Consider the following 13,820-nt stretch of genomic DNA (forward strand, 5'->3'; position numbering starts at 1 on the left):
CCCGCCACCAGCCGAACACCTTCAGACCCGCGACAAGCTTCTCCATCACCTCCTCGTAGTCGTCATCGAAGAACAGCCACATCGCCAGCGTGAAATACACCATCACCCGCGCGGGCAGCTTCCGGGACCGTTTCTCAACCCGGCCCGTCGTCACCAGAACATCGTCCACAAGATCATGGTGAACGAAGCCAGTAAACACCCCGAGCGAAATATTATCCGTCAAGGAGTCGAAATGAAATAACTTGCGCGTTTCGAACCCTCCACAGGCCTGTGACCTGCGATGATGCTCTCGATCACGTATTTGTTTTGTTACTTCATTACGTCCCCCAACCTGCCGACCGGCCCGCCACACCCATTCTTACTCGTCACCACGGAATTCTACCGCGACCGATATGACCGCTCCCCGACGGCTACTGCACCAACAAGATCAATCACTCAAAGTGGATCTTGTCGGTGCGGTTCTTAATTCACTGGCATTGGCCCAAGACCCCCGCGTCCAAGACCACATGACAGCAGCGAGCAGCATAACCACCCTCCGCAGCAAACCCGACACCGGGTCTCGGTAACAGCCCGACCAGTGCTTTCACGCGGACCGCACCGGCGGGTCCGGTCACCGCACGGTCGTCCCGGTCGAGAACCCGCCGAGCGCCGAGGCGATCGCGCTCTTCACGGAACTGCTCGGCTCCGATGTCCGCCGCATCACGCTGCTGTTCTGTGTGCTGGCCCGGCGCGTCATCGCGACTCGCCCGACGGGCACCCCCGCGGCGAAGGTCGTTCTGGCGTCGATCGCCCGCGCCGGCACGCCGGTCGGAGTGTCGCGCGCCAGCGTCAGTGCGACCACCGGCGGCCATCCAGCGGGCGATGATGTCATCGACGTTGACGCCCTCGACGCTGGCCTGTCGACGTCTGAAACGTCCGGTTCCAGAAGTCGGCCGACGTGACGTATCCGAGCCATGACACGGTGGCGGCGTGTTGCTCCAACTGGTCGACATTGTAGCGATCATCTTGTGTTGCGATCTTCCTTTCCATCATTTTGATATTGGTTCGCCGTCGAGGTACCCGGCGAGGGCGGTCGACGTCGGGTAGTCGAACACCTCCGCGGCCGGCAGTCGCAGGCCGGTCGCCACGTTGAGGAGGTTGCGCAGTTCGACGCGGACACCGATCGGAAAACCACGGGGTCATCCGTGAGTGGACACGTGGGGCGGATTGGTCAGCCGCTTACGGATGATCCATTCGGCCACGGCAATGTTGATCATCCAGCCGGCGGCCATGGGGACGTAATGAAGTAACAAATATGTGATCGAGAGCATCATCGCAGGTCACAGGCCTGTGGAGGGTTCGAAACGCGCAAGTTATTTCATTTCGACTCCCATGAGCAGTGCTCTACTCAGCCCGGCTGGCTTCCCGGCGATCAGGATCCAGGGCAGATGGGTAAAGAATTGCGTGCCCGCGCCCAGCGCGATTGCGTAACCACGAATCATCCAGGCACGGTGCCGGGCGATATCCTGCCGCCGGATCGCGGCAAAGCCCAGGACGATGGACACCGCAACGGCCGAGCCGAACACGAGCCGGAAGCCAGTAAGGAGATCGCCGTCGCCTTCGGGGCGGGGATAGAACAGGGTCATCCATAGACCCGAAAACGCTACGGTAAGCCCGCATGGAACCAGGAGCCGCCCCACCGCGCGGTGCCAGCCGGGCCGTCGGCGGCGGAAACCGGGGACGAACTTGAAGGCCCCCAGGGTGCTGTACAGGATGACGCTGATGATATGCAGCACCACGGGCACAGGTGCCGCGAAGAAGCGCGCGTTTTCCGGCGTGACTTCCGCACCGCCGGCCAGGTCGGTCAGACGCACGGAACCGGCCACTATCGGAACGGCGGTGAGCGCGAGCAGCGCCGCGGGGACGCGCCACTCTGTCCTGGTGGAGGGGGTCACAGCGACAGTCCCTTTCCGTCATCCGGTCAGCCGGCTATCCGTCAGCCGGCTGTTTCGCGGCGACCGCGGGAGGGGACTCATCTGGTCATGCTCTCGTCGGCCATGACCCGATTGTGGCGATCGAGGTGGCGCGGCTCATCGGTGGAAGGGCCTGAGCCGAGTCGGCCGATCATCCGACCGCAAGGCCGTACTTTTGGCCGATGAGATCCGTGTCTGGCCGATGAGATCCGTGTCGGCCGCGCTGAACTTCGGTCACCCGCGTGTCATCGTCCGCGAGCGATACCGGGCCCGAATCGGTTGGTAACGCGCTTGGTCTCGTAGGCCCACATGGCGATCTCGACGCGGTTGCGGGCGCCGAGCTTAGCCATGAGGCTGGCGATGTGGGTCTTGACGGTGCTGAGGGTGATGTGGAATTCGCCGGCGATCTCGCTGTTGGTGCGCCCACGTGCCACGGTGGCGAGGATCTGCTCTTCTCGGTCCGTGAGCGGCTCGACGGGTTGCACCGGCGGTGCGGCTGGCCCGGCGTCGGCGAAGGCCTCAAGTAGTCGCGCGGTGATGCTCGGGGCGATGAGCGCGTCGCCGCCCGCGGCGGCGTGGACGGCCTGGGCGAGCAGGTCAGGGCCGGCGTTCTTTGAGCAGGAAGCCCCGGGCGCCGGCTCTGAGGGCAGCGTAGACGTAGTCATCGAGATCGAAGGTCGTGATAACGACGACGGCGAGGGGGTCGTCGACAGTCGGTCCGGCGAGACAACGGGTGGCTTCGATGCCGTCCAGGCCGGGCATCCGAATGTCGAACAGGCAGACATCGGGACGTAGGCGCTGTGCGAGCTCCACGGCTCGCCGCCCGCCAGCGGCCTCGCCGATGACCTCGATGCCCGGTTGGGCGTCGAGGATCATCCGGAGCCCGGTACGGACGATTTCCTGGTCGTCGGCGATGATCACTCGGATGCTCATGTCGCCCAGCCTGTTCGAGGGAGCGCGACCGTCACGGTCCAGCCTCGATCGGGGGCCGGGCCAGCTTCGCAGGTGCCGCCGAGCAGGTGAGCACGTTCGATCATGCCGGTGAGCCCGTAGCCCGGTGGCGCGGTCGGGCGGGTGGTGCTGGTGTCGCCGTCGTCGCTCACGCGTAGGTGCACCATCGTGTCGTCGGCGGCGACGCGGACCTCGATACGCGAGGCGTGACGAGCATGTCGTCGGGCGTTGGTGACCGACTCCTGGGCGAGGCGGTAGATCGCGGCACCGACCGATGGAGGAAGGTCGTCGAGGTCGCCGAGGATCTCCACGTCGACAGACGGACCGGCACGGTCGCGGCTCGCGAGCTGTTCGAGATCGGCGATCTCCGGGCTGGGCGCCAGGTCCGCCGGTTGGTTCCGACGCAGGACGCGGACCACGGCGCGCATCTCGGCCAGCGTGCGCGACGCCTCGGCCTCGATCACGCGGAGTGCCTCGGTCGCGGCTTCCGGTCGCGATGCCGATGTCGCAAGGCCCGCCTGGGCGCGGATCACAATCGCCGAGACGTGATGAGCGACAGTGTCGTGCAGGTCGCGGGCCAGCCGTTCGCGTTCGAGCAGCTTGACCTGGTTGAGCTCACGGATCCTCGCCCTGGCCCGGTACCGGGACGCTCCGCCCAGTGCGGCGGCCGCGGACAAGACGGCGAATCCGGCGATCGCGTCGGCGACGCTGAGGTAGCCGAGGACCATCGAGAGGCAGACCTTGGCAATCAGGATCAGCGAGCCGATCACGGCCTCGCACCCTGACCCCCACCGGTACAACGAGTACGGCAACACGAGCACATACACGATCACCTGCAGTTTTGGCTCGCCACCAGTCACCAGGGAGACCAGGCCGGCGGTGACGAAGACGATCGCGACCATCAGCAGCGGTCTGGTCCGGCGCCACAACAACGTGGGCAGCAACCCGACAGCGAGAATCACCGAGACGGCCCGCCATGGAACGTCCGGTCGCAGAACTCCTTCGAGCACCGCGACCGGCGCGAGCACCCCCACGAGTGCCCAGTCCCGCCACACCCGCGACGGCGGGCGGGGAGGAGGAGGCTCGTCCCACACCGAGCGAAGAAGGGCGTGCACCCAATCACGGTACGAGAACCGATGCCGCTCCTGATCGGCCGAAAGTACGAGGCACACACTTCGCTCGGTGCGCCGGGCGGCTAAGCCGATAAGCCGAGCGGCTGAGCCGGGCGGCTAAGCGTCGGACAGGCGCCGCAGCACGTTGCGGTCCGTATGGGCGACCGGGTCGGACACCCGCTCGTGATCGATGGTGGTCGTGGAGGTGTAGGCGAAGCTCCCGTTATCGGTGACGGTGATGCTCACCTCGTAGCGGATGCTGTTCGCCGCGCGAGCCAGGTAGGGATTGGACAGGATACCGTATGTGGGGGAGCCGGCCTGCGCCCGCAGGGTGAAGTCGGTCGCGTCCGGCGCCACGGCACCACCAGCGATCAGGACCGTACCGCGGGGCACCATGAAGCACCGCATGACGTGGCCGAGATCGGCGTCCCACAGCCAGTAGCCGATCTCAGTGTGGAACGCCTTCTCCTCGCCGGCCCGCCACGCGGCCATGTGGTAGTCGAGGCCGTAGAGACACTGCGGGCCGTTGTCCACGGGACCGAAGGGCTTGAAGGTGACCCTCTCGCGGTACGGGGTCTCGATAATCGTGCCCTCGGCGTTGCCGAAGGCAACGTCCACCCCCTGGTTGCCCTCCCACTCACCGGCCAGGGCCGCCAACGGACCGAACTCCGGGCCGGCTTTTCCCGCCTCCCCAGTCTTTCCCGTCTTTTCCATCAAGGCGAACCCTCCTTGGGCGAGGAACCATCTATAGCCGGAACAAGCCCGGAACATCTCGACATTACTGTCAAATTCTTGCAAGCCGCTGTTGCGCGACTCTCAAGACGCGCAAGACGGCACATTCACCGTGCTCACGGACCCGCCATCAAGATCGAATATTTCACTGGTCTCATGGGGCACGGCGTCACTTTGGTGAGCACGGCGCCGCTTTGGAGTCGAAATGAAATAACTTGCGCGTTTCGAACCCTCAACAGGCCTGTGACCTGCGATGATGCTCTCGATCACGTATTTGTTACTTCATTACGTCCCCTTTGGTGAGCACGGCGCCGCTTCAGTTTTGCGTGGTGGTGTTGCGGGGGTGGGCGGCTTCGTGTTCGTAGGTCTGCCAGCGCCCGAGGATGTCGCGTTGGGCGAGTGCCGCGAGCTCGTCGGCTTCGTCGGGGTTGACGGTGTTGAGGAGGGTGAACCGGGACTCGGTGGCGGCGAACTCGCTGAAGGGGATGGACGGTGCCCGCGAGTCGAGGGAGAACGGCCTTTCCGCTCGGGGGTCGACCCGGTAGAGCGGCCAGTATCCCGATTTCACCGCGGCTTTCTGGTGGGCCATGCCGTCGGTCATGGTGATGCCGTGGGCGATGCAGTGGCTGTAGGCGACAATGAGGGACGGGCCGTGCCAGCTGGCCGCCTCGTTGAAGGCTTTCACCGTGTGCTGGTCGTTGGCGCCGAGGGCGACCTGCGCGACGTACACGTCGCCGTAGGCGGCGGCGAGCAGCCCGAGGTCTTTCTTGCGGGTCCGTTTGCCGCCGCCGGCGAACTTCGCGACCGCGGCGCGCGGCGTCGACTTCGACGCCTGCCCACCGGTGTTGGAGTACACCTCGGTATCGAGGACGAGCACGTTGACGTCGCGCCCCGACGCGAGCACGTGGTCGAGGCCGCCGAAGCCGATGTCGTACGCCCACCCGTCCCCACCGATGATCCACACGCTTTTGTCGACGAGGTCGTCGAGAACAGCGTCGAGGGTGGTGTCGTGGTCGACGGTGGCCAGCCGTCGGCGTAGTTCGGCCACCCGCTGGCGTTGGTCGAGGATGCCGGCCTCGGTCGACTGGTCGGCGGTGAGCAGCGCCTCGACGAGCGTGCCGCCGACCGTCGCGGTCTGTGCGCGCAGCAGCCGGCGGGCCTCGCGGGCCCGGGTGTCGAGCGCGAGGCGTAGCCCGAGCCCGAACTCGGCGTTGTCCTCGAACAGCGAGTTCGCCCAGGCCGGGCCGCGGCCGTCGGTGCCCGCCGACCAGGGTGTGGTCGGCAGGTTGCCGCCGTAGATGGACGAGCATCCCGTGGCGTTCGCGACGATGATGCGGTCACCGAACAGCTGCGTGAGCAGTTTGAGGTAGGGCGACTCCCCGCAGCCGGCGCAGGCGCCGGAGAACTCGAACAGCGGCTCCCGTAGCTGCGAGCCGCGGACCGTGTCCGGTGGGGCGAGCGCCGGTGGGACCGCCGGCAGCGTTTCACGGAACGCCCATCCGGCGCGTTCCTCCTCGAAGCGGGGTGCGGCGTCGACCATGTCCAGGGCGCGATGGCCCTCGATCTCCCGGCTCTTCGCCGGGCACGCCTCGACGCAGATGCCGCAGCCGGTGCAGTCGTCCGGTGCCACCTGCACCGCGAGCCGGAACGCCGCGAGGGTGCGGTCCTTCGGCTTTTTGTGCCGGAACGACGCTGGCGCGCCGGCGAGCTGCGCCGGCTCGAACAACGTCATCCGGATGGCGGCGTGCGGGCAGGAGATCGCGCACTTGCCGCAGTCGATGCACAGGTCCGCATCCCACACCGGAAGCTCGCGGGTCAGGCCGCGTTTCTCGTACCGGGCCGTCCCGACGGGGAAGGTGCCGTCAGCCGGTAGTGCGCTGACGGGAAGCAGGTTCCCCTCCCCCGCCATGATCCGCGCCGTCACCTGCCGGACGAACGCGGGCGCCTCGCCGAGCAGCTGCCGGCGCGCCTGCCCCGTGACCACACGAGCCTGCAGGTCGACCTCGTGCAGGGCGTCGAGCGCGGCATCGATGGCGGCGAAGTTACGCTGCAGCACGGCGTCACCGCGTTTGCCGCGGGCGGCGCGGACCCCGTCCTTGACCGCCGCGATCGCCTCGTCGCGGTCCAGCAGACCGGACAGCGCCAGGAAACAGGTCTGCAGCACCGGGCTTACGATCCCGGGCATGGCGGCCTGCTTCGCCACCCGGTCGGCGTCGACGACGAACAGGCGCGCACCCCGGTCAAGCAGGTGCCGCTGCGCGTCGGCCGGCAGATAGTCCCACACCTTCTCCGGCGCATGCGGGCTGTTGAGCAGCACGGTGGCACCCGGCGCGGCCACGGCGAGCACGTCCACCCGTTCCAGTAGCGAGGACTGATGACAGCCCACGTACTGGGCGTTCTGGATAAGCCACGGGGAGTCGACCGGTCGTGGCGACAGCCGCAGATGCGAGACCGTCATCGACCCCGACTTCTTGGAGTCGAACACAAAGTACGCCTGCGCGTGCAGCGGCGTGCGAGCGGCGACGATACCGGCCGTCGCCCGCGTGGCACCCACGGTGCCGTCGCTACCGAGCCCGTAGAACACCGCCCGCAGCACGTCATCCGGCTCCGGGACACGGTCGTCGTCCACCTCGAGCGACAGGTCCGTGACGTCGTCGCGGATACCCACCGTCACCTCCCGACGCGGCGCCGCGCCGGCCAGCTCGTCGAACACCGCCGCCGCCATCGCCGGGGTGAACTCCTTCGACGCCAACCCGTAACGGACACCGATCACCCGCGGCATCCGCTCGGGCCGTTCCGCGAACGCGGCGACGACGTCCAGCCGCAACGGCTCACCCGACGCGCCCGGCTCCTTCGTCCGGTCCAGGACCGCGACCGACCGCACCGTCGAGGGCAGGCACGCGAGCAACGCCCGGCCGTCGAAGGGACGGAACAAGCGGACCTGGACGAACCCGACCCGCTCGCCTCGCTCGACCAGCCGGGTGACCGCCTCCCGCACCGCCGACCGACCCGACCCCATGACGACCACGACCCGCTCGGCCTCGGGATGACCCTGATACTCGAACAGGCGGTAGGCCCGGCCCGTCGCCGCGGCCAGCCGGTCCATCACCCCCTGCACAATCCCGGGAACCGCGGCGTAGAACGTGTTCGACGCCTCCCGGGCCTGGAAGAACGTGTCGGGATCCTGGGTGGTGCCCCGGATCACCGGGCGGTCGGGGGACAACGCCCGGCGGCGATGGGCATCGATATGCTCGGCCGCCAGCAGACCACCCAGCGTGCCGTCGTCGAGCAACGCCACCTCGTTCAACTCGTGCGACGTGCGGAAACCGTCGAAGAAGTGCAGGAACGGCACCCGCGACTCGAGCGTTGCCGCCTGCGCCACCGCGGCCAGGTCATGCGCCTCCTGCGGCGACGCCGAACACAGCATGGCGAAACCGGTTGACCTCGCCGCCATCACGTCGCTGTGATCACCAAAGATCGACAGTGCGTGCGTGGCCACGGTCCGGGCCGCGACGTGGAGAACCATCGGCGTGAGCTCACCGGCGATCTTAAACATGTTGGGCAGCATCAGCAGGAGACCCTGCGAGGCGGTGAACGTCGTCGACAGCGCACCCGCCTGCAACGCCCCATGCACCGCGCCGGCGGCACCACCCTCGCTCTGCAGCTGGACGACCTCGGGCACCGCACCCCACAGGTTCGGGCGGCCCTTCGCCGCCCACGCATCGGCCAGCTCCCCCATAGCCGACGCCGGGGTGATCGGATAGATCGCGATCACCTCGCTCGCCCGGTAGGCCACCAACGCGGCGGCCTCGTTCCCATCGATCGTCTTCTGACCCATGCATCCCAGACTCAGGCGTCCGGAGACGGATCGAGGGGGGACTTCCTTCCCGTCCCCGAAGGCGGAAGTCACCAGTATCCGACTCCCGGCCACGTGACCGATCCAGAAACAGCCGTAGTCTGCTGGTGAACCGGACGCGGAAGCTTGAGGGTCCGGCCGAGGAGGCACGACGTCCCTCCGCCGCCGGGCGGAGCGCGCGACCGGGAGCGAGGATGCGGTGAAGGTCGTGGCGATCGCCAGCTACAAGGGCGGGGTAGGCAAGACCACGCTCACCGCAAACATCGGCGCCGCGATCGCCCGGCTGGGGAGACGGGTACTGATGATCGACTTGGACCCGCAGGCGAACCTGACCTTCTCCTTTTACCGGCCCGAGACCTGGCGGACGGACCTCGCCGACCACCGGAGAACCGTCAAGGCGTGGTTCGAGTCGTGGCGGCCGGAGACCACCCCACCGCCCCTCGCGGGGTACGTGACCACACCGTCGATCGTCAACGCCGCCGTCGCCGCGGGCGGCGGCACGCTGGACCTGCTCGCGTCGCACCTCTCGCTCGGCGACATCGAGATGGACCTCACCGCCAGGCTGGGCGGGGCTCAGGCCCACCGGTCCACCAGGTACTACTTCGACGTCTACCAGCGGCTGGCCACCGGGCTGGCGTCCTTCTCCACGTACGACTACGACCTTGTGCTCATCGACTGCCCGCCGAACTTCGGAGTCATCACCCGGGCCGCGATCGCCGCCTGCGACCACCTGCTCATCCCGGCCCGGCCGGACAACCTGTCGACGCTGGGCATCGAACATCTGATGAGCAGACTGGGCCGGTTCGTCTGGGAGTACAACAGGGTCGCGGAGTTGCAGTCCGGGATGCATCCGGCCGTGAAACGACTCGAACCGCGGGTGCTCGGTGTTGTTCTCATGATGGTCCAGTACTACGGCGGTCGGCCGACCAGCTTCCTGCGGCCCTACATCCACCAGGCATCGAGTCTCGGACTTCCAGTGTTCGAGTCGATGCTCCGCGTAAGTAACCGGAGCTTCGCCGGAGCAGCTGGAACCCAACTGCCGGCGGTGCTGTCCGCAGATCTCCCGCCCGAGGTGGCCCGGGAGCTGATCAGCCTGGTCGAGGAGTTCCTCCGGCGAGTCGGGGCGGCCAGCCGCGGGGCGGGTCCGTTACGTAGGCCCGTCGCGTAGGCCCGTCGCGTAGGCGAGATCCAGAGGCCCCGGCGCCCAGCCAGTCATGATCGACATTCTCCGAGACACACCTCGAGTAGTGATCCTGCCGCTTCTCGTTCTCGTCGAAGCGGGGCAGAACTCGCAAGTCGGGACTTGATCGTCTGGTGGTCGGGGGTAGCGACAACCACCCCCTTGGAGCGTGTAACATCGCAGTCGTTCGCGGGTGAGACATCCGCGACCACCTGTCCGGGTGGCGGAATGGCAGACGCGCTAGCTTGAGGTGCTAGTGCCCTTTAACGGGCGTGGGGGTTCAAGTCCCCCCTCGGACACTCTCGTTTGTACATGATCGCTTGAGGCTAGGCTTCGGCGATCACTCGGTGGGCTCCCGGCTCGTAGATCACCTGGAGCCCGAGCTGGGTGTAGATCTCGGCCTTGTCGGCTGGGTCGGCCTCAGCGAGGACCGTGACGATGTCGCCCATGACGGTGACGATGTCGCTGATCTCCTGTTCAGTCATGCGCTGACGGTCGGTGGTGGTCCGGAGGCGGGCCTGGGCGGCGGCGCGTTCGGTGTTGGCTTTGGCGGTCCAGCGGGCGACGAGGGCGGGGTCGGTGCCGGCTTCGAGGGCGAGCCGGTATCGCTCCAGCTTGGCGTCGCAGTCGGCGACGGCCTTCCGTGCTTGGGCGAGGTCGGCGTCACGGCCGATGTCGGTGTCGTCATCCTGGGCGGCGGTCAGGGCGGCGATGGTCACAGGGAGCCGGGGCGGGGTGAAGGCGCGGGCGAGCCAGCGGTCGAGGTGGGGGACGATGAGTTCCTCGCGGACGTAGACGCTGCGGGGGTGGTGGACGTGGTTGGCGAGGGCGTACTGGTCGGGGTAGACGCAGCGGTAGTGGGGTTTGCCGTTGTTCCAGCTGCCCTGCATCCGCCGCTGGCAAATCCCGCAGCGCATCCGCCCACGGAGCTGGTAAGGGTGCCGGGTGCGTTTGGGCTCGCGCGGCCCGCTCGGATCAAGCTTGCGGGCGGCGTAGCGGGCTTTGACCTGGGCGAAGGTGTCGTCGTCGACCAGCGGCGGATGGACGATCGCGGCGGAGTAGATCCAGGTGTCGGGGTTGTTCCACCGCATTCGGGTCTCGTAGCCGAGGGCGACGTCCTCGACGTCGAGAAGGACCTCGTCCTTGCGCTGGCGGTTCCAGACCTGACGGCCGGTGTAGCGGGGGTTGGTCAGGATGGCACGCAGCGCCGGTTTGGACCAGGCGATACCGGTCCTATGCGGGTTGCGTGCCGGATCATGCGCTGACGGGCTGGGGATGCCGTCGGCGGTGAGTCCCTCGGCGATCGCGTACAGCCCGCGGCCTGCGACGTACTCGGAGAAGATCCTGGCCACGATGGGGCTGGTGACCGGGTCGGGTTCCAGGACGTGGAGGCGTTTGCCGTCGGCGGCCTTGGCCGGGTTGGGGTGGGGGCCGGCGTCGGCGATGCGGTAGCCGTAGGGCGGCCGGCCGCCGAGGTAGCGGCCTTCGGTCTTGGCCTGGGCTGCCATCGCGGTCCGTACCCGGATCTTGATGCGGTTCCGTTCTCCCTTCGACATGCCCCCGAACACTGACATGATCAGGTCGTGGGCTTCCGAGGTCGGGTCGATCGGCCCGCCGACCTCGGGCACCCACAGCGCGACGCGATAGTGGGTGAACAGCGGGAAGATCAGGCTGAACTGGTTGCCGTAGAACGCCCGATGCGGCTCGCCGATGACAACCGCATCGAAACCCCGATCGGGGTTCCGGAGGGCGTCGAGTAGCAGGCTGGCCTGTGGACGGCGCTTCCAGGGCAGGGACCGGGAATGCCCGACGTCAAAGTACTCGGCGACGATCTCCCCGTGCTTCTCCGTCAGGGCTCGTGCGCGGGCGATCTACCAGTTGCGGGAGGCCTCTGGATCCTGCTGGTCTTCGGTGGAGACCCTGCCGCAGAACGCGAGTCTGATCATGGGGGCGGTCCTTTGTGGTGAGGCGACGCGGATGAGTCTGAGGTGGGCGGATCTTTCCGCGGCATGTTCGCTTCGGTCCCGGGTGTTCGGCCGGAACGGGCGGATTGTGCTGCCAGCAGGATACGTAGCAGTGCCCGTGCCGCCGAGGGGGTGAGGGTCGGCGGCCCGTCCGGGAGGAGTATGAGAAAGACCTCGTCGCCTTGGGTGTCTTGATAGTAACGTCCAGCTCCATGGGGATGCTTATCCGCCTGCCGTCCATTCAGCGCGGGTCCAGGACCGTCGGGGGACGTTTTATGGTCGACCGAGCCCTCCGCATCATCCGGGGAGCAGCTTGCGTCTTGTCCTGGCCTGGTCATCGGCACGGCTTTGGCGCAGCGAACGGGAGGGTGGGCCCAGGGTGGAGAAAGGGTGGTGTTCTGCGCGGGGTCCGAGGTGCGGCACCCCAACGGGGCAGGTAGATCGGCATCTGGGAACAACCTGTGACGATGGGCAGGTGGGTCATGGGAGAAGGCTGGGTTCTGATGTCCCGGCCACCTTCCCGAAACTCTTCCCTGCTACGAATACCTGCCTGGTAACCCGCCGGGGACACACGGTCCGCGAGGCTCGCATAGCCCCGGTAGTCAGCCGGTAAGGAAAATCGTCGAACCTGCCACGCTCACGCCTTTGGCCATTTTATATTAAAACTCGATCTCGAAGGATTTAATTTCGGGAAGTGCCAGTTGAATCGGTGTCGGTATGTTGAGTTTCCCGAGAGTGAGCGGCATTCACTGGCACGATCTTCCCGTAACCGGGAATCGCGCCGTCAACGCACCCCACCTCGTAGCGCTCGTCCGCGCCGGAGCACGCTTTGAACGCGGTCAGCTCATCGAACGCCCGGAGGCCTGCGCAGCAGGACCTCTGCCAGGCAGGACACAACCTTCGCCGGGAAGACAAACCCCAAGATGATCAACAGTCGGATGTCACTGCCGACGCAACAGCTGGTCACGCGCTACTTCGAGATGTGGAACGACGGAGACCCGGCGGTCGAGCACCTGGTCGTACGACAGACGCCACGTCTCTCCAGGGATGAAGACGTGAGGGATCGTTAGCGACTGCTTGTTGACCCGCAGCACCGTGTGCCAGCCGAACGACGAACGCACACGATCACCCTGTTGGAAGTCGGTTGGCCGCCAGACCTTCACGCCTGCGGCTTCCTGCTCGGCGACATTCCGCTTCCAGTAGTCGATCTCGGCGGCGCGTTGGGCGGCGTCCGCCTCGATGCCGGCCTTCCACACCGGGTCGGGTGGTACGCCGCCCTGGGCGACGCGGCGGGTCGCCTTCTCCAACGCCCGCTCCGCGGCACGCTGGTCGGCTTCCATACGTGCGGATGCGGCGCAGGGTGCGGGGAACGTTCTCCCGGTGCTGCTGGAACCGGGCCGCCGTCTCGGCCCGGTTCGCGTGGTAGCCAGCCTTGCCGGCTTCCTCGACCGAGGCGCGTTCGTGGCCGTCGGCGCGGGCCAGGTCCCGGCGGTGCCGGCCCTCCGAGTGGTGGCCGACCAGGATGGGCTGCCCTGGCGGGATGTGATCGCGGATGCCGCGGGCCGCCTTCCACCGGGCCTCGGCGCGGGCCGCCGCGCGACCGGCGGCATCGGCGTGGTAGTCGGCGCGATCCTCGGCCCGCTGGTTGCGGGCCGCTTCGAGCGCCGCGATGTCGGTGACTGGCGTCTCGTCGATCGCGATCTCGATTGGGTACCCGGCGGCGCGCAGCGCGTCGGCCAACTCGTTGATCCGGTAGGTGTCCGCGCCCCGTCCCCGGCTGTTTCGCCAAAACCAGGCTCCGCCGTCGCCGATGTGGCTCGACCAGCGGACCCGGTGCTTTGTGAAGATTGGTGACAGTGTCGGGTAGTCCGCTCGGCTGGCGCCTTCGACCAACGTCCCGGCTTCCCGGGTATGCCGGATCATGATCGTCCCGCGCTGGGTATTCTCCGGGGAGTTCCGCGTGTTTTCCATGCTTCCTCCGTGCGGGTTTCCTCTTTTCGGGGCTGTTTTTCGCTCTGGGGTTTGCGGTCGGGAGATGCGCCGGGCTTGTCCCGGAAGGAGGCAGCTGAAAGG

General features: G+C 67.1%; 12 protein-coding genes, 1 tRNA gene and 2 pseudogenes. 3 read left to right on the forward strand and 12 right to left on the reverse strand.

Going from position 1 to position 13,820, the window contains the following annotated elements; all coding sequences use genetic code 11:
* The coding region (locus ACY5KJ_RS09860) for a transposase domain-containing protein (protein ID WP_462203233.1) at window positions 1-223 on the reverse strand (223 nt) is incomplete at its 3' end.
* A 451-nt stretch (window positions 224-674) separates the two neighbouring features.
* Here ACY5KJ_RS09860 and ACY5KJ_RS09865 point away from each other — a divergent pair.
* Entirely contained in the window at window positions 675-941 is a 267-nt protein-coding gene (locus tag ACY5KJ_RS09865) for a hypothetical protein (protein WP_462187927.1), read from the forward strand.
* Here the strand turns inward: ACY5KJ_RS09865 and ACY5KJ_RS09870 are convergent.
* From ACY5KJ_RS09870 to nifJ, 8 genes and pseudogenes are all read right to left on the reverse strand, one after another.
* Window positions 868-1,032: a DUF6766 family protein gene (locus ACY5KJ_RS09870; RefSeq protein WP_462203234.1), complete on the reverse strand. Its 165-nt coding sequence runs from the start codon at window positions 1,030-1,032 to the stop codon at window positions 868-870. The genes ACY5KJ_RS09865 and ACY5KJ_RS09870 overlap by 74 nt on opposite strands.
* Window positions 1,029-1,127, reverse strand: a complete 99-nt coding sequence (locus tag ACY5KJ_RS09875) for an acyl carrier protein (protein WP_462203235.1) — start codon at window positions 1,125-1,127, stop codon at window positions 1,029-1,031. The genes ACY5KJ_RS09870 and ACY5KJ_RS09875 overlap by 4 nt, the downstream gene beginning before the upstream one ends.
* A gap of 51 nt (window positions 1,128-1,178) precedes the next feature.
* On the reverse strand, window positions 1,179-1,313 hold the full coding sequence (locus ACY5KJ_RS09880; RefSeq protein ID WP_462187920.1) for a hypothetical protein: 135 nt from the start codon (window positions 1,311-1,313) through the stop codon (window positions 1,179-1,181).
* A gap of 39 nt (window positions 1,314-1,352) precedes the next feature.
* On the reverse strand, window positions 1,353-1,934 hold the full coding sequence (locus ACY5KJ_RS09885; protein ID WP_462187921.1) for a DUF2306 domain-containing protein: 582 nt from the start codon (window positions 1,932-1,934) through the stop codon (window positions 1,353-1,355).
* Between the two features lie 263 nt (window positions 1,935-2,197).
* Window positions 2,198-2,885: pseudogene (locus tag ACY5KJ_RS09890) on the reverse strand (response regulator).
* Complete coding sequence (locus ACY5KJ_RS09895; protein ID WP_462203236.1) at window positions 2,882-4,018, reverse strand: sensor histidine kinase; 1,137 nt, start codon at window positions 4,016-4,018, stop codon at window positions 2,882-2,884. Before ACY5KJ_RS09895 ends, ACY5KJ_RS09890 begins: the two are co-directional and overlap by 4 nt.
* A gap of 114 nt (window positions 4,019-4,132) precedes the next feature.
* On the reverse strand, window positions 4,133-4,729 hold the full coding sequence (locus tag ACY5KJ_RS09900; RefSeq protein WP_462187923.1) for a heme-binding beta-barrel domain-containing protein: 597 nt from the start codon (window positions 4,727-4,729) through the stop codon (window positions 4,133-4,135).
* A gap of 334 nt (window positions 4,730-5,063) precedes the next feature.
* Window positions 5,064-8,585 (reverse strand): pyruvate:ferredoxin (flavodoxin) oxidoreductase, encoded by a 3,522-nt coding sequence (gene nifJ / locus ACY5KJ_RS09905; protein ID WP_462203237.1) that lies wholly within the window; start codon window positions 8,583-8,585, stop codon window positions 5,064-5,066.
* 217 nt (window positions 8,586-8,802) lie between these two features.
* Here nifJ and ACY5KJ_RS09910 point away from each other — a divergent pair, with 217 nt between their 5' ends.
* Window positions 8,803-9,771 carry a ParA family protein gene (locus ACY5KJ_RS09910; protein ID WP_462203238.1) on the forward strand — a complete coding sequence of 323 codons (969 nt, stop codon included), beginning with the start codon at window positions 8,803-8,805 and terminating at the stop codon, window positions 9,769-9,771.
* Window positions 9,772-9,997: 226 nt separating this feature from the next.
* Window positions 9,998-10,082, forward strand: a tRNA-Leu gene (locus tag ACY5KJ_RS09915).
* 27 nt (window positions 10,083-10,109) lie between these two features.
* Here ACY5KJ_RS09915 and ACY5KJ_RS09920 read toward each other — a convergent pair.
* The 3 genes and pseudogenes from ACY5KJ_RS09920 to ACY5KJ_RS09930 form a co-directional block, all read right to left on the reverse strand.
* A complete protein-coding gene (locus ACY5KJ_RS09920; RefSeq protein ID WP_462203239.1) occupies window positions 10,110-11,654 on the reverse strand; it encodes a recombinase family protein in 1,545 nt (514 codons plus the stop codon).
* Between the two features lie 1,034 nt (window positions 11,655-12,688).
* Window positions 12,689-13,087: a hypothetical protein gene (locus ACY5KJ_RS09925; protein WP_462187929.1), complete on the reverse strand. Its 399-nt coding sequence runs from the start codon at window positions 13,085-13,087 to the stop codon at window positions 12,689-12,691.
* 88 nt (window positions 13,088-13,175) lie between these two features.
* Window positions 13,176-13,718, reverse strand: a pseudogene (locus tag ACY5KJ_RS09930) (DUF3560 domain-containing protein); the annotation flags it as partial.
* Between the last annotated feature and the right edge of the window lie 102 nt (window positions 13,719-13,820).

This window comes from Frankia sp. CcWB3, assembly GCF_977927595.1.